The following is a 17,044-nucleotide window of genomic DNA, read 5'->3' as shown; positions in this document are numbered from 1 at the left end:
CCAGTGTACGGGGCCGTGCCGGGCGCGGCCCACCGGATTTCCGCCCCGGTCCGTTACGCCGATTACCGGGCCCCCGGCGGGGCACAACCGATGAGACCGGCGTGCCCCGTTGCCGCGTGCTCGGAGGAGATTTATCGTTCCGGCACGATTCGCGCGCAAGATCATAAAATGTGAAGGGGTCGCGGCCATGGTGGCGAAGAAGTCCTCTCGGGCCGCGCATCGCGCTGATGCGCGGGGCGCCGGGAGTTCCGGCTCGCCCTCCGGGAAGCCCCGTGCGCGGGGCGCGAACGGGTCCGGGACACCGGGCGGGAAGCCGGCCGCCCGGGCGGCGGGTTCCGCCGCGACGGGGGGCCATGGGGCGCCGCGGGCCGGCGCGGCGGCCGGGAAGAGCGGCAGGGGCGCGGGCGGGGGTACGGCGGCGGGGGCCGCGGGGGCGGCGGGTACGGGCGCCGGGGCGGCGAAGTCCGCGAAGTCCGCGAAGTCCGCGAAGTCCGCGAAGTCCGCCAAGGCGGCGGGAGGCGGCAAGGGGACTGGGGGTGCGGAGGCGGCCGGGGGCGCCGCGCCCGCTGGGGCTACTGGGGGCGGCAAGGCCGCCGGGGCGGGTGGGGCTGCCTCGGTGGCGAAGTCCGCGAAGTCTGCCAAATCCGCCAAGGCTGTGATGGCTGCCGAGTCGGTGAAGGGCACCGGGGCTGCCAGGGACGGTAAGGCTGCCGGGTCGGGTGGGGCTCGTAAGACCGCCGATAAGGCCGGGGCCGCCGAGAGCTCCGAGGGCGTGGCGCCCCCCGGGACTGCCCCCAGGGCGGTGGGCAAGGCGGCAGGTGGCAAGGCCGCTTCGGCCGCAGCGGGCGGTAAGGGCGGTAAGAAGGCCGGGACCGCCAAAGCCGCCAAGACCGGGGCCGCTCCAGGGGCAGAGACCGCTGAAGCCGTCGAGGGGGCACGGGCCGCCAGGTCGGGTGGGGTTCGTAAGGCGGCTGGTAAGGCCAGTGCTGCCAAGGGCGCCGCAGGCACCGCGCCCGCGCGGGCTGCCGAGGGTGCCGGGGCCAGTGAGGCCGCAGGGTCGGGTGGGGCTCGTAAGACCGCCGGTAAGGCGGGCGCGCCTGCCGGGAGCGCCAAGAAGGCCGGGGCTGCCAAAGCCGCCAAGGCCGGGGCCGCTCCGGGGGCGGAGACCGCTGAAGCCGTCGAGGGGGCACGGGCCGCCGGGACCGCCAAAGCTGCCAAGGCCGGAGGCGCGGGGGCGGCCGGGGGCGCCGGGACCGGCAAGCCGCGCAAGGCGGCCGAGAAGGCCGAGGTCGTAGGGGCCGCCGAAGGCGGCGAGACCGCCACGGCGGCGAAGGCGCCCAAGGCGCCCAAGGCTGCGAAGAAGGCCGCCGAGGCCGCTCCGGTCCGCAAGGGTGCTGCCAAAGCCGCGAAGGCCGGGGCCGCCGGAAGCGGCAAGCCGCGCAAGGCGGTCAAGAAGGCCGAGGCCGTGACGGCTGCCGAAGGCGCCGAGGCTGCCACGGTGGCTAAGGCGCCCAAGGCTGCGAAAAAGGCCGTCAAGGCCACTGAGGCTGCTCCGGCCCGCAAGGGCGCCGCCAAAGCCGCCAAGTCCGCCAGGGCCGCGAAGGCCGTCGTGAGCGCCCGGGGTGCCGGGGCCGTCGAGGCTCCTGGGAGTGCTCCGGAAGCGGTCGAGAGCGCCGTGGCTGCCGGGGCCGGGAAGAAGGGCGCGGTGAAGGCCACGAAACGGGCGGCCGGGAAGGCCGCTACCGCTGAGGAGACAGGAGCCGGGACGGTGGCTGCTAAGAAGAGCACGGACGAGGCACAGGCCGCCAGGAAAGTGCCGGGCGCCCGGACGGCCACCGCGGCCTCCGGGGAGCTGGCGGTGCGGCCGGGGGAGGAGCCCTGGACGCCCGCCGAGGTGGCCGAGGCCCGCAGCGAGCTGCAGAGCGAGGTGCTGCGGCTGCGCGCGGAGATCACCACGGCGCAGGAGGCGATCAGCGGGCTCATGCGCGACTCCGGGGACGGCGCGGGCGACGACCAGGCGGACACCGGGACCAAGAACATCACCCGCGAGCACGAGCTGGCGCTCGCGGCCAACGCCCGCGAGATGCTGGACCAGGCGGAGCGCGCCCTGCAGCGGCTGGACGCCGGTACGTACGGGCTCTGCGACAACTGCGGCAGGCCCATCGGCAAGGCCCGTATGCAGGCGTTCCCCCGCGCGACGCTGTGTGTGGAGTGCAAGCAGCGCCAGGAACGCCGCTGACCCGGCCCCGGGCGCGTGCCGTACGCTCGTCCTCAGCCAGGCAGGGACGACGTCGAAGGACTCACGTGACAGAGGCGGAACAGACCACCGGGACGCCGCGGGGCGCCGACGGGGTCAGTGGGGCACCGGCCGATGAGCGGACCGCGGCGCGGGGCGGGCGGCGGATTCCGGCGCTGCTCGCGGTGGCCGCCCTCGCCTACCTTCTCGACCTGGGCAGCAAGCTGTTCGTGGTCGCGAAGCTGGAGCACCACGACCCCATCCAGGTGATCGGCACCTTCCTGCAGTTCCAGGTGATCCGCAACCGGGGCGCGGCCTTCGGCCTCGGCGAGGCGATGACGATCGTCTTCACGGTGATCGCGGCCGTCGTGATCGCGGTCATCGCCCGGATCGCGCGCAAGCTCTACAGCCTGCCGTGGGCGATCGCGCTCGGGCTGCTGCTGGGCGGCGCGCTCGGCAACCTCACGGACCGGCTGTTCCGTTCGCCCGGCGGTTTCCAGGGCGGCGTCGTGGACTTCATCGCGACCCCGCACTTCGCGGTGTTCAACCTCGCGGACTCCGCGATCGTCTGCGGCGGCTTCCTGATCGTGATCCTCTCCTTCCGCGGGCTGGACCCGGACGGCACCCTGCACCGGAACAGCGACGAGGACGAGGAGAACGACGAGAACGACGAGAACGGCGGGGACAAGGGCGGGCACTGACGCCGGTCCAGCCCCGCGCAGGGCTGGCGTACGGGCTCCGCGCGGCCTTCCGTCATACTTCACAGGGTGAGCACGATTCCCGAGATCCGCGCCCTGCCCGTTCCCGATGGTCTGGAGGGCGAGCGCGTCGACGCCGCGATCGCCCGAATGTTCGGCTTCTCCCGTACGAAGGCGGCCGAGCTCGCGGCCGCCGGCAAGGTCCAGCTGGACGGGGCCGCCGCCGGGAAGTCCGACCGGGTCAGCGGCGGCGCCTGGCTGGAGGTCGAGATGCCCGCGGCGCCCGCGCCGGTGCGGATCGTCGCCGAGCCGGTCGAGGGCATGGAGATCGTCCACGACGACGAGGACATCGTGGTGATCGTCAAGCCGGTGGGCGTGGCCGCGCACCCGAGCCCGGGCTGGACCGGCCCGACCGTCATCGGGGGGCTCGCCGCCGCCGGCTACCGCATCTCCACCTCGGGGGCCGCCGAGCGGCAGGGCATCGTGCACCGCCTCGACGTGGGCACCTCGGGTCTGATGGTGGTCGCCAAGTCCGAGCGCGCCTACTCCCACCTCAAGCACCAGTTCCGGGAGCGGATCACGGACAAGCGCTACCACGCGCTCGTCCAGGGCCACCCGGACCCGCTGAGCGGCACCATCGACGCCCCCATCGGCCGGCACCCCAGCCACGACTACAAGTGGGCGGTGATCGCCGACGGCAAGCCGTCGGTGACGCACTACGACCTCATCGAGGCGTTCCGGGCGGCCAGCCTGCTGGACATCAAGCTGGAGACGGGCCGTACGCACCAGATCCGGGTGCACATGTCCGCCCACCGGCACCCGTGCGTGGGCGATCTGACCTACGGCGCCGACCCGACGCTCGCCAAGCGGCTGCGCATCACCCGGCAGTGGCTGCACGCAGTGCGGCTCGGCTTCGAGCACCCCTCCGACGGCCGCTGGGTGGAGTTCGAGAGCGCCTACCCGGAGGATCTGCAGCGCGCCCTGGACATCGTGCGCGCCGAGAGCGCGTGAGCACCGTCGCGCACCCGCCGGTGCGGGTGGCCGGCCCCGGGCAGCTGGCGGCGTGCTACGCGCTGCGGCGCGAGGTGTTCGTCGCGGAGCAGGGGGTGCCGGAGGCGGAGGAGCTGGACGCGTACGACGCGGAGGCCGTCCATCTGCTGGCGGCGGGGGAGTCCGGGCCGCTGGGCACGGCGCGTTTCCTGTACGGGGCGGCCGCGCGCCGCAAGTACGGGGCGGCCGGTGTCGACGACGTGACGGCCGTCCTGGGCCGGCTCGCCGTCTCCCGGGCCGCGCGGGGCACCGGTCTGGGGGCCGCGCTGGTACGGGCGGTGGAGGCCGAGGCCCGGCGGCGCGGGCTGAGCCGGGTCTATCTGGAGGCGCAGACGCACGCGCTGGGCTTCTACGAGCGGCTCGGATACCGCGCGCACGGGCCGGAGTTCGACGAGGGCAGCGGGATTCCGCACCGGGCGATGACCAAGGCGCTCTGAGCGCGGCGGCGCCCGGGGGGCACTCGGCGGCCGAAGTGCCGGGAGCCTGCCCGAAAGTTAGGGTTTGCCCTGAACTATGGTCGAGGGCGATCACTTGTGATCGACTCCGACCATTGGCCGACCCGCCCGGAGGGTATCCGTGGACCAGCTCGCCCTGTTGTTCGTCCTGCTCATCGGGGCGGTGGTCGTGGTGCCCTTCGCGGACCGGCTGGGGCTGCCGTCCCCGGTGCTGATGACGCTCGGCGGCATGGTCCTCGCCCTCATACCGTTCGTGCCGAACGTGAACGTGCCGCCGGAGCTCATCCTCCCGCTCGTCCTGCCGCCGCTGCTCTACGCGTCCGTACAGCGCACCTCCTGGCGGCAGTTCACCGCCAACCTCAAGCCGATCCTGCTGCTCGCCGTGGCGCTCGTCTTCGTGACCACCGCCGCTGTCGCGGCCGTCGCCAACGCCGTCGTGCCGGGCGTCTCGGTGGCCGCGGCCGTCGCGCTCGGCGCGCTCGTCGCCCCGCCCGACCCGGTCGCCGCGAGCGCCGTCGCGGGCTCGGTCGGGCTGCCCCGGCGGCTGATGTCCATCCTGGAGGGCGAGGGACTGTTCAACGACGTCACCGCGATCGTCCTCTACCACGTGGCCATCGCGGCGGCCGTCAGTGGCAGCTTCTCGCTGCCCGGAGCCGTCGGACAGCTCGTGCTCTCCGCCGTCGTCGCCGTGGCCGTCGGACTCGCGCTGGGCTGGGCCGCCCGGCGGCTGATGACCGTCCTCGGCGACGCGACCCTGCGCATCGGGCTCACCCTGCTGGTCCCGTTCGTCTCCTACGTGCTCGCCGAGGAGCTCCACGGCTCCGGCGTGCTCGCGGTGCTCACCACCGCGCTGTTCCTCGCCGAGTACGCCACGGACGCCGACGACGTCCTGGGGCGGCTCGCCGGGCACACCTTCTGGGAAATCGTCGACACCCTCGTCACCGGCGTCGCCTTCGGCCTCATCGGCCTCGAACTTCACAACGTCTTCGGCACCGCCTCCGGCCGCTGGGGGGAGATGCTCACCGCCGGCGGCGCCGTCATCGCGGTCGTGGTGGGCGTACGGCTGCTGTGGCTGCTGCCCGCCGCGTGGCTGGCGATGAAGCTGCACCGGCGCCGCGACATCGACGAGGAGGTCCCCGTCAGCTGGCGCGAGACCGTGGTGATGTGGTGGTCCGGCATGCGCGGCGTCGCCTCCGTCGCGCTCGCCCTCGCCATCCCGCTCACCATGGACGACGGCTCGCCCTTCCCGGCCCGTGACGAGATCCTCTTCGTCGCCTTCGCCGTCATCATCGCCACCCTCGTCGTCCAGGGACTGACCCTGCCCTGGCTGGTCAAGAAGCTCGGCGTGCGCTCCGACACCGACGCCGAGCGGGAGTTCGCCCGGCACCTGGCCGTCCGCGCCGCCAAGGCCGCCAAGTTCCGGCTCAAGGAGATCGAGCACACCGAGGAGATCCCCGACGACCTGCTGGAACAGCTCACCCGGCGGGCCTGGGACGTTGGCGCCCGCATCAGCCCCGACATGATCGACGAGGAGCGGCGCGAGGCCCACGCCCAGCGCGTGCAGCGCATCCGCACCGTGCAGCGCATCCAGGCCGAGATGCTCGCCGCCGCCCGCCGCGAGGTGCTCTCCGCCCGCAGCGAGCCCGGCGCCGACCCCGAGGTCGTCGACCGGGTGCTGCGCCACCTCGACGTACGCAGCCTGCGCGGCTGACACCGGGCCGGACGCCGGTCAGGCGGGTCCCGGGCCGGGGCCGATGTCGCCGCCGGTCGGCGGGGTCTGCCGGCGGTGCGGCGCGTCCTCCAGGCCGGGCGCGGGCGCGGTGTTCAGCCGGGGCAGCGCGTACGGATGCGTACGGCGCAGCCACTCCACGAGCCGCTCGCGCACCACACAGCGCAGCGTCCAGATGTCGTCCCCGTCCCCCGCGGTCACCAGCGCCCGCACCTGGATCGTGGTGGGCGTGGAATCGGTCACCACCAGGCTCCAGGCCCGCCCGTCCCACTCCGGGCACTCCAGCAGGATCCGGTGCAACTGCTCGCGCAGCAGGTCCACCGGCGCCGCGTGGTCCAGGTGCAGGAAGACCGCGCCGGTCATCCGCGGGTCACCGCGCGACCAGTTCTCGAACGGCCTGCTGGTGAAGTACGAGACCGGCATCGTCACCCGGCGCTCGTCCCAGGTCTTGAGCACCAGATAGGTGAGCGTGATCTCCTCGACCTTGCCCCAGTCGCCGCCCACCACGACCGTGTCCCCGATCCGCACCACGTCACCGAAGGCGATCTGCAGCCCCGCGAAGAGATTGGCCAGCGTCGACTGCGCCGCCACCCCCGCCACGATGCCGATCAGCCCGGCCGACGCCAGCACCGAGGCCCCGACCGTCCGCATCGCCGGGAAGGTGAGCAGCATCGCCGCGACCGCCACCACGCCCACCACGGCCGCGATCGCCCGCTGCACGATCGTCACCTGGGTCCGCACCCGCCGCAGCCGCGCCTCGTCGCGGTCCCCGGCCGCGTACCGCACGTACGTGGCCTCCGTCAGCGCGACCGCGAACCGCGCCACCAGCCACGCGCAGGCCGCGATCAGCACCAGCGTCAGCACCTGGCGCACCACCGCCCGCTGCCCCCCGGTCAGCTCCGCCGTGCCGTAGCCCGCGTCCAGCAGCGCGGCGAACAGCACCACGCGCAGCGGCGGCAGACAGCGGCGCAGCAACGGCCACAGCGGCGTCTCCGCGTGCCGGGCCGCCAGCCGGCGCAGCACCCGGCCCGCCGCCCACCCCACGACCACGGCCACCAGCAGCGCCCAGCCGACGACGGACACAAGACGCAGGACGTCCGGCACGGTCACTCAGCTCCTGACTGGCACGATGGGAACCACGCGATCCACTTGTAAGGAAGTGACTCCTGTGGCGTCCCCTACCACGATTGTCCTGTTTCATTCCGCCTACGGCCTGCGGCCCGCGGTGCACGCCGCCGCCGACCGGCTGCGCGCCGCCGGGCACGAGGTGCACGTACCGGACCTCTACGACGGCCGGACGGCGGACACGGTCGAGGACGGCATGGCCATCAAGGAGGAGATCGGCCGGGAGGAACTGCTGCGCCGCGCCGTGGGCGCGGCCGCCCCGCTCTCCGACAAGGGCCTGGTCTACGCGGGCTTCTCCCTCGGCGGCTCCATCGCCCAGAACCTCGCGCTGAACGACGAGAAGGCGCGCGGGCTGCTGCTCCTCCACGGCACCTCCGACCTCGCCGACGACGCCTCGGTGGACGAGCTGCCCGTCCAGCTGCACGTCGCCGACCCCGACCCGTTCGAACCGCACGACTGGCTCAACGCGTGGTACCTGCGCATGCAGCGGGCCGGCGCGGACGTCGAGGTGCACCGCTACCACGGGGCGGGCCACCTGTTCACCGACCCGGAGCTCGCGGACTACGACAAGGAGGCCGCCGAGGCCACCTGGCGGGTGGCGCTCGGCTTCCTGGAGACGCTGTAGCCCCCGAAACGTTCAGGGTCTGAACGTTCAGACCCTGAACGTTCAGCAGCTGAACCATTCAGGCTGCGAACTACCTCAGCCCACCGGGGACTTGACCCGCTCGATCCGCTGGCTGCCCGAGCGGGTGCGGTACGAACGCGCCCACGACGCGGCCGACTCGGGATCCCGCTTGTCGGCCAGCACGTAGTAGTCCATCTGCGTCCGCTCGGCGGTCACGTCCAGCACGCCGTAGCCGTGCGAGTCCATGTCGACCCATTTCACATGCCGGTTGGCGGCCCGCACCGCCGTGGCCGCCGCCAGCGAGACCGTGTGCGGCGGCACGCGCAGGGTCTCGTCCAGGTTGTCGGCGGTCACGGACGTCACGACGAACTCCGTCGCCACCGACGACGACAGCAGCGGATACAGGGCCGCCTCCTTGGGCACGTCGTTCGCCCACGCCATGTGGATGTCGCCGGTCAGGAAGACGGTGTTGCGGATGCCCCGGCCCGCGAGATGCGCCAGCAGCTCACGGCGGTCGTCGGTGTAGCCGTCCCACTGGTCGGTGTTGGCGGTGATCCCGCCGGTGGGCATGCCCAGCAGCTTCGCCAGCGGCTTGAGCAGGTGCGCGGGCAGCGCGCCGAAGGCCACCGGTGACATCATCACCGGGTTGCCCACCAGCCGCCACGTCGTGTCGGACTTCGCCAGCCCGTCCTTGAGCCAGTCAAGTTGGGCGCGCCCGGTGATGGTGCGTTCGGGGTCGTCCACCGTGCCGCTGCCGGTGCGCGCCTGCTCCGAGCGGAACGAGCGCAGGTCCAGCAGGTGCAGATCGGCGAGCGAGCCGAAGCGCAGCCGGCGGTAGGTGGTGCCCTCGGTGGACGGCCGTACCGGCATCCACTCGAAGTACGCCTGCTTCGCGGCCGCCATGCGCGCGCCCCACTCGCCCTCCGCGCCGGGGGTGTGGTTGACGGCCCCGCCCGCCCAGGCGTTGTCGGCGAACTCGTGGTCGTCCCAGATCGCGATCATCGGCAGCGCGTGGTGCATCGCCTGGAGATCCGGGTCGGTCTTGTAATGGCCGTGCCGGGCACGGTAGTCGGCGAGGGTGACGATCTCGTGCGTGGGCACGTGCGGGCGCACCACGTACTTCTTCGCCGGATACTCGCCGGACGCGTACTCGTAGATGTAGTCCCCGAGGTGCAGCACCGCGTCCAGGTCGCGGCGGGCGGCGAGGTGACGGTAGGCGGAGAAGTGCCCCGACTCCCAGTTGGCGCAGGAGACCACGCCGAAGCGCAGGCCCATGACGGACTGCCCGTGCGCGGGGGCGGTGCGGGTGCGGGCGGCGGGGGAGCGGACCTCGCCGCAGGAGAAGCGGTACCAGTACGCGGTGGCGGGCCGCAGCCCGCGCACGTCGGCCTTGACGGTGTGGTCGGCCGCCGCGCGCGCCGTGGCGCTGCCGCGTGCCACGACCTTGGTGAACGCCTCGTCCTCGGCGACCTCCCAGGCCACCTCGGTGTCCGGGCCGCGCCCGGAGCCGGGGACGGCCTCCGGGGCGGGCGTGATACGCGTCCACAGCAGGACGCCCTCGGGCAGCGGGTCGCCGGAGGCGACCCCGTGCAGGAAGGCGGGGAAGGCGGGGCTGTCGGCGGCTCCGGCCGCGCGCGCCGAGGGGGCGGCGGCGAACGGCAGCAGAGCGGCGGTGGCCGCGGCCGCCGTGACGGCGGTGCGGCGCGATATCCGGGCATGATCGGTCACGGGGCAGCAGCTTACTGCCGGGTATGGCCAAAGGTGGACGTGATTGCAGCTTTTCGCCCACCCCTGACCTGTTCTGTCCGTGAACTGCCCGGTTCTCCGCGCGACTTCGGGCCGACCGGCCCGCGCGGACTCCTTCTTCGGACTCCTTCTTCGGGCTACTTCTTCGGGCTACTTCTTCGGGCCGAACTCCTTGTCGATGACGGCCGTGTACTGCTCCTTCGTCATCGGCGGGTTCGGCGAGCCCTCGAACACGAGCTTCTTGTCGCCGTGCAGCAGTGTCGGGGTGCTGGTGACCCCGTTCTTGCCGAAGAGCTCGCCCAGCTTCAGGGCCCAGGACGCGTAGGTGTGCTCCGTGACGTTCTTCTCGAAGTCCTTGTTGCCCTTGAGCGCCGGGACCTGGTCGGCGATCTCCAGCAGCCGCTTGTCGTCGGCGAACGCGTCGTCGCGCTCGTCGGGGTGGTTCCCCTTCGCGTAGAGCTTCTCCTTGTAGGCGGTGAACGCCTCGGGGCTCACGTTCAGCGCGGCGCCCAGCGCGTTGACGGCGTTCTTCGAACCGGTGCCGCCCGCCGGGTTGTCGATGAAGTTGGCCAGGATGTAACGGACCTTGTAGCGGCCGTCCTTGACGTCCTGCTGGAGCTGCGGGCCGGCCCCGTTCTCGAACATCTCGCAGGCCGGGCAGCGCGGGTCCTCGTAGACGGTGAGGGTCTCCTTGGCGTTCGGGTCGCCGACGACGACCTCGGTGCCGTTCTCGCCGGAGGTGTGCGCGGGCTTGACGACCGGCTTGCCCTTGGCCGCCGCCCAGTCGAACGAGCTCTTCTTCGAACCGCCGCCGCCCGACTGGCTCACCGCGTAGCCGATGCCGCCCGCGAGGGCGAGGGCCACGACGACCGAGCCCGCGACGAGGAGCTGGCGGCGCACCTTGGCCTTCCTGGCCTGGCGCTCGCGCTCGGCGCGCAGCCGCTCGCGCGCGGCCTGCTTGTTCTGCTGGTTGTTGCGGTTGCTCATGCTGGATGTCTCCGTGTGGGTGTACGGGCGTTCAAGGGCCGTGTGTGCTCAGGCGGTTGCGGTGCCGAGCGGCGGTCCGCGCCGTACCACGGAGTGGACGAGGAGGGGGAGGGAGCGCGCGGGGCGGGTGCGGTGCGCGGGACGTACGGGCCGGGCCGGCGGGCCGTACGCGGCGACCAGGACGGCCACGGCCAGCAGCAGCGGCCGGAACGCGAACGCGGCGACCGCGCGCAGCAGCCGGGCCAGCGCCACCTCGCCGCGCCGCAGCCAGGCCGCCGCCAGCAGGCCGACGGTGACGTGCGCGGCCAGCAGCAGCCAGGGCAGGGAGCTGTCCGGGGCGGCCGGCAGCCGTACCGCCGGCGCGCCGCGCGCCGCCATCGTGGCCAGAGGGGTGCCGAACTGGCCGCCGTGGCAGACCAGATCGAGGCCGAACGAGCGCAGCGGGCCCGCTATCGGCCCGCCCGCCGCGCCGTAACAGGCGTGCTGGCCCGTGGTGAAGACCGTGTCCGCCAGCAGCTCCAGCGGCACCAGGAGGGCGGCGATGCGCCCGAACCCGCGCTCGCGGCCTGCCAGCGCGTACGCGAGCGCGAAGAACGCGGCCGACAGGGCCGCGACCGTGGTCAGCGGCAGCGGGGCACGGGAGAGCAGGACGTGCGAGGCGGCGGAGAGCGTGACGGTCAGCGCGGTGAACAGCGCGGCGCGCAGCACCCGCAGTCGAACTCCCGTCCCCTCCATGCGCCGAAGTGTGCCACGGCCGTCTGCGGGTGTCCTGTCAAGATTCGGCCACGACGGCGGGAACGGGACAACTGCCGACAACTGCCGCCGCGCGCCACGGAACCCGTGGCGCGCGGCAGGAACAGGAAGAGGAAGAGGCCGGGGGCGGTCAGCCCTTGAGCGCCTCGTCGACCGCCTTGGTGAACTGGTCCGCCGTGATCGGCGTGTTCTTGCCGTCCGACGTCAGCTTCTTGCCGTCGAGCTTGAGCGTGGGCGTGCCCGTGATGTCCTTCTGCGCGTCGAAGGCGTCGGACACCTCCAGCGCCCACTTGTCGAACGTGCCGTCCTTGACGTTCTTCTCGAAGTCCTTGTTGTCCTTCAGCGCCGGGACCTGCTGGGCGATCTTCAGCAGGGTGTCATCCTTGGCGAAGGAGTCCTTCGTCTCGTCGGGGTGGTTGCCCTTCGCGTACAGCGCCTTGTTGTAGGCGGTGAACGCCTCCGGGCTGACGTTCAGGGCCGCACCCAGCGCGCTGAGCGCGTTCTTCGAGCCGGTGCCGGGCAGGTTGCGGTCGATGAACGTGGCGATGTGGTACGAGACCTTGTACTTGCCGTCCTTGACGTCCTTCTCGATCGCCGGACCGGAGTTCTGCTCGAAGACCGAGCAGATCGGGCAGCGCATGTCCTGGTAGAGGTCCAGGGTGTGCTGTGCGTCCTTCTTGCCGATGACGATCTCGGTGCCCTTGTCGCCCGCGGTGTTCGCGGGCTTGACGAGCTCCTTCTTCGCGGCGGCGGCCCAGGCGTCGTCCTTCTTGTCGCCGCCCAGCTGCGTCGCGGCGTAGCCGACGCCTCCCGCGAGGGCCAGGACCGCGACGATCGAGCCGCCGACGAACAGCTGGCGGCGCGCCTTGTCCTTCTTGGCCTGGCGTTCGCGCTCGGCGCGCAGCCGCTCGCGGGCGGACTGCTTGTTCTCCCAGTTGTTGCGCTTGCTCATGAGGGGTGTTCTCCGTCGTCCTGCTGTGTGCTGATGGTGTCCGGTGCTCAGGCGGGCGCGAGGGCCCGCGCGGGCGGCGGGCCCCGGCGGACGACGGAGTGCAGCCAGGCGCGCGGGAGCGGCACGCGGGTACGGCGCGGAAGGGGCGCGGGCGCGCGGTACGGGCGTACGAGCCCCGCGAGTGCGGTGAGCGCCAGCAGCAGGGGCCGGACGGCGGCCGTGGCGAGCGTGCGCAGCAGCCGGGCCAGGGCGGCCTCGCCGCGCCGCAGCCAGGCGGCGGCCAGCAGGGCGACCGCGATGTGCCCGGCGAGCAGCAGCCAGGCCCCCGCGCCGGGGACGGTGCCGGAGGGCAGGGAGCGGCCGACCGCGCCGCCGCCGCACAGCACGCTCAGGGCGCCGGGCGCGTGGTGGCCGGAGGAGCCGTAGCAGGTGTCCTGCCCGGTGGTGAAGACCGCGTCGGCGGCCAGCTCCAGGGGGACCAGGAGGGCGGCGATGTGCCCGAAGCCGCGCTCGCGGCCCGCCAGCGCGTACGCGATCGCGAAGACCGCGGCGGCGGTCGTGCCCACGGTGGCCAGCGGCAGGGCCATGCCGGACAGCAGCACGTGGGAGGCAGCGGACAGCGTCACGCACAGCGCTGTGAACAGCGCCGCGCGCAGAGCCCGCAACCGTGCCGCCGATATGTCCATGAGGGTCGAGTGTGTCATGTGCCGCGCTAAGTGTGGACTAAAGGTCCGGCCTGTGGACACGGGGCCTCACAAAGTGGACACGGGCCCGTCGCGGGGCCGCAAGACAACCTCATAAAAGGGACAGATGTTCCGTGGGTGGAGAGGGGCGGAGGATCCCCGGTGTGCCGGTGGGTGTCGGTGGGTGCGAGTAACCTTCAGTGCTGTCCCGCCGACCCCGTCCCCCTCCCGGGGACGGGGATCCCCCCGTCACCGTCCGTCGCCGGAGGTCTGCCACCGTGACCGCCTCGTCCAAGCCGCCCTTCACGCACCTGCACGTGCACACGCAGTACTCGCTGCTCGACGGTGCGGCGCGGCTCAAGGACATGTTCAAGGCCTGCCAGGACATGGGCATGACGCACATCGCGATGTCCGACCACGGCAACCTGCACGGCGCGTACGACTTCTTCCACCAGGCCAAGAAGGCCGAGATCACGCCGATCATCGGCATCGAGGCCTATGTCGCCCCCGAGTCGCGGCGGAACAAGCGGCGCATCCAGTGGGGCCAGCCGCACCAGAAGCGCGACGACGTCTCCGGCTCCGGCGGTTACACCCACAAGACGATCTGGGCGGCGAACCGCACCGGTCTGCACAATCTGTTCCGCCTGTCCTCCGACGCCTACGCCGAGGGCTGGCTCACCAAGTGGCCGCGGATGGACAAGGAGACGATCGCCCAGTGGTCCGAGGGCCTGATCGCCTCCACCGGCTGCCCCTCGGGCGAGCTGCAGACCCGGCTGCGGCTGGGCCAGTTCGACGAGGCCATGCAGGCCGCCAGCGACTACAAGGACATCTTCGGGGAGGGCCGGTACTTCCTGGAGCTGATGGACCACGGCATCGAGATCGAGCGCCGGGTCCGCGACGGCCTGCTGGAGATCGGCAAGAAGCTCGGCATCCCGCCGCTGGTCACCAATGACTCCCACTACACCTACGCGCACGAGGCCGAGGCCCACGACGCCCTGCTGTGCATCCAGACCGGCAAGAACCTCTCGGACCCGGACCGCTTCAAGTTCGACGGCACCGGCTACTACCTGAAGTCCACGGAGGAGATGTACGCCATCGACTCCTCCGACGCCTGGCAGGAGGGCTGCCGCAACACCCTGCTGGTCGCCGAACAGGTCGACACCACCGGCTGGTTCGAAAAGCGCGACCTGATGCCGAAGTTCGACGTGCCCGAGGGCTACACCGAGGTCACGTGGTTCCAGGAGGAGGTGCGGCGCGGCATGGCCCGCCGCTTCCCCGGCGGCGTCCCCGAGGACCGGCAGAAGCAGGCCGAGTACGAGATGGACGTCATCATCCAGATGGGGTTCCCGGGCTACTTCCTCGTCGTCGCCGACTTCATCATGTGGGCGAAGAAGAACGGCATCGCGGTCGGCCCGGGCCGGGGCTCCGCGGCCGGTTCGATCGTCGCCTACGCGATGGGCATCACCGACCTCGACCCCATCCCGCACGGCCTGATCTTCGAGCGCTTCCTCAACCCCGAGCGCGTCTCCATGCCCGATGTCGACATCGACTTCGACGAGCGCCGGCGCGCCGAGGTGATCCGGTACGTCACCGAGAAGTACGGCGCCGACAAGGTCGCCATGATCGGCACGTACGGCACCATCAAGGCCAAGAACGCCATCAAGGACTCCGCCCGCGTGCTCGGCTACCCGTACGCGATGGGCGACCGCATCACCAAGGCCATGCCCGCCGACGTCCTCGGCAAGGGCATCCCGCTCTCCGGCATCACCGACCCCGCCCACCCGCGCTACAGCGAGGCCGGCGAGGTCCGCGGGATGTACGAGAACGAGCCGGACGTGAAGAAGGTCATCGACACCGCGCGCGGCGTCGAGGGCCTGGTGCGGCAGATGGGCGTGCACGCGGCCGGCGTGATCATGTCCAGCGAGACGATCACCGACCACGTCCCGGTCTGGGTGCGGCACACCGACGGCGTGACCATCACGCAGTGGGACTACCCCAGCTGTGAGTCGCTCGGCCTGCTGAAGATGGACTTCCTGGGCCTGCGCAACCTCACGATCATGGACGACGCCGTCAAGATGGTGAAGGCCAACAAGGGGACCGACATCGATCTCCTGGCCCTGCCGCTCGACGACCCCACGACCTTCGAGCTGCTCCAGCGCGGCGACACCCTCGGCGTCTTCCAGTTCGACGGCGGGCCCATGCGCTCCCTGCTGCGGCTGATGAAGCCCGACAACTTCGAAGACATCTCCGCCGTGTCCGCCCTCTACCGGCCGGGCCCGATGGGCATGAACTCCCACACCAACTACGCGCTGCGCAAGAACAAGCAGCAGGAGATCACGCCGATCCACAAGGAGCTGGAGGAGCCGCTCAGGGAGGTCCTGGACGTCACCTACGGCCTGATCGTCTACCAGGAGCAGGTGCAGAAGGCGGCCCAGATCATCGCCGGGTACTCGCTCGGCGAGGCCGACATCCTCCGCCGCGTCATGGGCAAGAAGAAGCCCGACGAGCTGGCGAAGAACTTCACCATCTTCCAGAGCGGCGCCCGCAAGAACGGCTACAGCGACGAGGCCATCCAGGCCCTGTGGGACGTGCTGGTCCCCTTCGCCGGCTACGCGTTCAACAAGGCCCACTCGGCCGCGTACGGACTGGTCTCGTACTGGACCGCCTACCTCAAGGCCAACTACCCGGCCGAGTACATGTCGGCGCTCCTCACCTCGGTGCGCGACGACAAGGACAAGTCGGCGATCTACCTCAACGAGTGCCGCCGCATGGGCATCAAGGTGCTCCCGCCGAACGTCAACGAGTCCCAGGCGAACTTCGCCGCCCAGGGCGACGACGTGATCCTCTTCGGCCTCACCGCCGTGCGCAACGTCGGCCAGAACGTGGTGGATTCGATCATCCGCTGCCGCAAGTCCAAGGGGAAGTACGGCTCCTTCCCGGACTTCCTCGACAAGGTCGAGGCCGTGGTCTGCAACAAGCGCACCGTGGAATCGCTGATCAAGGCGGGCGCCTTCGACGAGCTCGGGCACACCCGCAAGGGGCTCACCGCGCACTACGAGCCCATGATCGACAATGTGGTGCAGGTCAAGCGCAAGGAGGCCGAGGGGCAGTTCGACCTCTTCGGCGGCATGGGCGACGACAGCGGTGACGACGGACCCGGCTTCGGGCTGGACGTGGAGTTCTCCCCCGAGGAGTGGGAGAAGTCCTATCTCCTCGCCCAGGAGCGGGAGATGCTCGGCCTCTACGTCTCCGACCACCCGCTCTTCGGTATCGAGCACGTCCTCAATGACAAGGCGGACGCCGCGATCTCGCAGCTGACCGGCGGCGAGCACGCCGACGGCGCGATCGTGACGATCGGCGGCATCATCTCCGGCCTGCAGCGCAAGATGACCAAGCAGGGCAACGCCTGGGCCATCGCCACCGTCGAGGACCTGGCCGGCTCCATCGACTGCATGTTCTTCCCCGCCACCTACCAGCTGGTCTCCACCCAGCTCGTCGAGGACGCCGTCGTCTTCGTCAAGGGCCGGCTCGACAAGCGCGAGGACGTGCCCCGCCTGGTCGCGATGGAGCTGATGGTCCCCGACCTGTCCAACGCCGGGACCAACGCACCCGTGATCATCACGATCCCCACGCTCAAGGTCACCCCGCCGATGGTGGAGCGGCTCGGCCAGGTCCTCACCCACCACCGGGGCTCCACCGAGGTGCGGATCAAGCTCCAGGGGCCGCGCAAGACGACCGTGCTGCGCCTGGACCGGCACCGGGTCACCCCCGACCCGGCCCTGTTCGGCGACCTCAAGCAGCTGCTCGGCCCGTCCTGCCTCGCGGGCTGACGGGCGGCCCCCGCCCGGTCACCGCACCGCGGGGGGAGCGACGAATTCCGGACTGATCCACGGCCACACCGAGTCCGGACATACACCGACAAACAATCCGAGGGGCGCGTCCGCGACAGTGCGGCGCGCCCCTCCGGCGATCCAAAGCGCCGGTCGCCAGGGCCCGTTCCCGGCC

Annotated in this window: 13 protein-coding genes; 7 read left to right on the top strand and 6 right to left on the bottom strand. The window is 71.7% G+C overall.

Going from position 1 to position 17,044, the window contains the following annotated elements; all coding sequences use genetic code 11:
• Positions 1–802: 802 nt before the first annotated feature.
• From ACFP1Z_RS23480 to ACFP1Z_RS23460, 5 genes are all read left to right on the top strand, one after another.
• Positions 803–2,239, top strand: coding sequence for a TraR/DksA family transcriptional regulator (locus ACFP1Z_RS23480; RefSeq protein WP_390319121.1), 1,437 nt, complete (start codon positions 803–805; stop codon positions 2,237–2,239).
• Between the two features lie 65 nt (positions 2,240–2,304).
• The gene (gene lspA, locus ACFP1Z_RS23475; protein ID WP_390319119.1) at positions 2,305–2,937 is read left to right on the top strand and encodes a signal peptidase II; all 633 of its coding nucleotides are present in this window, start codon (positions 2,305–2,307) and stop codon (positions 2,935–2,937) included.
• 66 nt (positions 2,938–3,003) lie between these two features.
• Complete coding sequence (locus ACFP1Z_RS23470) at positions 3,004–3,945, top strand: RluA family pseudouridine synthase (protein WP_390319117.1); 942 nt, start codon at positions 3,004–3,006, stop codon at positions 3,943–3,945.
• Complete coding sequence (locus ACFP1Z_RS23465) at positions 3,942–4,421, top strand: GNAT family N-acetyltransferase (RefSeq protein WP_390319115.1); 480 nt, start codon at positions 3,942–3,944, stop codon at positions 4,419–4,421. Before ACFP1Z_RS23470 ends, ACFP1Z_RS23465 begins: the two co-directional genes overlap by 4 nt.
• Before the next feature lie 139 nt (positions 4,422–4,560).
• Positions 4,561–6,150, top strand: coding sequence for a Na+/H+ antiporter (locus tag ACFP1Z_RS23460; RefSeq protein WP_390319113.1), 1,590 nt, complete (start codon positions 4,561–4,563; stop codon positions 6,148–6,150).
• 18 nt (positions 6,151–6,168) lie between these two features.
• Here the strand turns inward: ACFP1Z_RS23460 and ACFP1Z_RS23455 are convergent, their stop codons facing one another.
• A complete protein-coding gene (locus tag ACFP1Z_RS23455; RefSeq protein WP_390319217.1) occupies positions 6,169–7,272 on the bottom strand; it encodes a mechanosensitive ion channel family protein in 1,104 nt (367 codons plus the stop codon).
• A gap of 25 nt (positions 7,273–7,297) precedes the next feature.
• On the opposite strand from ACFP1Z_RS23455, the gene ACFP1Z_RS23450 reads away from it, so the two are divergent.
• A complete protein-coding gene (locus ACFP1Z_RS23450; RefSeq protein WP_390319111.1) occupies positions 7,298–7,918 on the top strand; it encodes a dienelactone hydrolase family protein in 621 nt (206 codons plus the stop codon).
• A gap of 75 nt (positions 7,919–7,993) precedes the next feature.
• Here the strand turns inward: ACFP1Z_RS23450 and ACFP1Z_RS23445 are convergent, their stop codons facing one another.
• The 5 genes from ACFP1Z_RS23445 to ACFP1Z_RS23425 all read right to left on the bottom strand — a co-directional run bounded on the left by ACFP1Z_RS23445 (position 7,994) and on the right by ACFP1Z_RS23425 (position 13,060).
• Positions 7,994–9,646, bottom strand: coding sequence for an alkaline phosphatase D family protein (locus tag ACFP1Z_RS23445; RefSeq protein ID WP_390319109.1), 1,653 nt, complete (start codon positions 9,644–9,646; stop codon positions 7,994–7,996).
• 168 nt (positions 9,647–9,814) lie between these two features.
• The gene (locus ACFP1Z_RS23440) at positions 9,815–10,651 is read right to left on the bottom strand and encodes a thioredoxin domain-containing protein (protein WP_390319107.1); all 837 of its coding nucleotides are present in this window, start codon (positions 10,649–10,651) and stop codon (positions 9,815–9,817) included.
• Between the two features lie 48 nt (positions 10,652–10,699).
• On the bottom strand, positions 10,700–11,386 hold the full coding sequence (locus ACFP1Z_RS23435; RefSeq protein ID WP_390319105.1) for a hypothetical protein: 687 nt from the start codon (positions 11,384–11,386) through the stop codon (positions 10,700–10,702).
• A 148-nt stretch (positions 11,387–11,534) separates the two neighbouring features.
• Positions 11,535–12,356 (bottom strand): thioredoxin domain-containing protein, encoded by an 822-nt coding sequence (locus ACFP1Z_RS23430; protein ID WP_390319103.1) that lies wholly within the window; start codon positions 12,354–12,356, stop codon positions 11,535–11,537.
• 47 nt (positions 12,357–12,403) lie between these two features.
• Complete coding sequence (locus tag ACFP1Z_RS23425; RefSeq protein WP_390319102.1) at positions 12,404–13,060, bottom strand: hypothetical protein; 657 nt, start codon at positions 13,058–13,060, stop codon at positions 12,404–12,406.
• A 257-nt stretch (positions 13,061–13,317) separates the two neighbouring features.
• On the opposite strand from ACFP1Z_RS23425, the gene dnaE reads away from it, so the two are divergent.
• Positions 13,318–16,869, top strand: a complete 3,552-nt coding sequence (gene dnaE, locus ACFP1Z_RS23420) for a DNA polymerase III subunit alpha (protein WP_390319101.1) — start codon at positions 13,318–13,320, stop codon at positions 16,867–16,869.
• Positions 16,870–17,044: the final 175 nt, after the last annotated feature.

The organism is Streptomyces gamaensis, from assembly GCF_042656465.1.
Taxonomy (GTDB): Bacteria; Actinomycetota; Actinomycetes; order Streptomycetales; family Streptomycetaceae; genus Streptomyces; species Streptomyces gamaensis.
The sequence above is the reverse complement of the archived record's forward strand: the minus strand, read 5'-3'. Positions and strand labels throughout refer to the sequence as shown.

Bases quoted from the DNA above. Each gene is read 5' to 3' on its own strand.
- ACFP1Z_RS23450 (WP_390319111.1), top strand. From the start codon at position 7,298: ATGGGAACCACGCGATCCACTTGTAAGGAAGTGACTCCTGTGGCGTCC.
- ACFP1Z_RS23425 (WP_390319102.1), bottom strand. From the start codon at position 13,060: ATGACACACTCGACCCTCATGGACATATCGGCGGCACGGTTGCGGGCT.
- ACFP1Z_RS23440 (WP_390319107.1), bottom strand. From the start codon at position 10,651: ATGAGCAACCGCAACAACCAGCAGAACAAGCAGGCCGCGCGCGAGCGG.
- ACFP1Z_RS23435 (WP_390319105.1), bottom strand. From the start codon at position 11,386: ATGGAGGGGACGGGAGTTCGACTGCGGGTGCTGCGCGCCGCGCTGTTC.
- ACFP1Z_RS23430 (WP_390319103.1), bottom strand. From the start codon at position 12,356: ATGAGCAAGCGCAACAACTGGGAGAACAAGCAGTCCGCCCGCGAGCGG.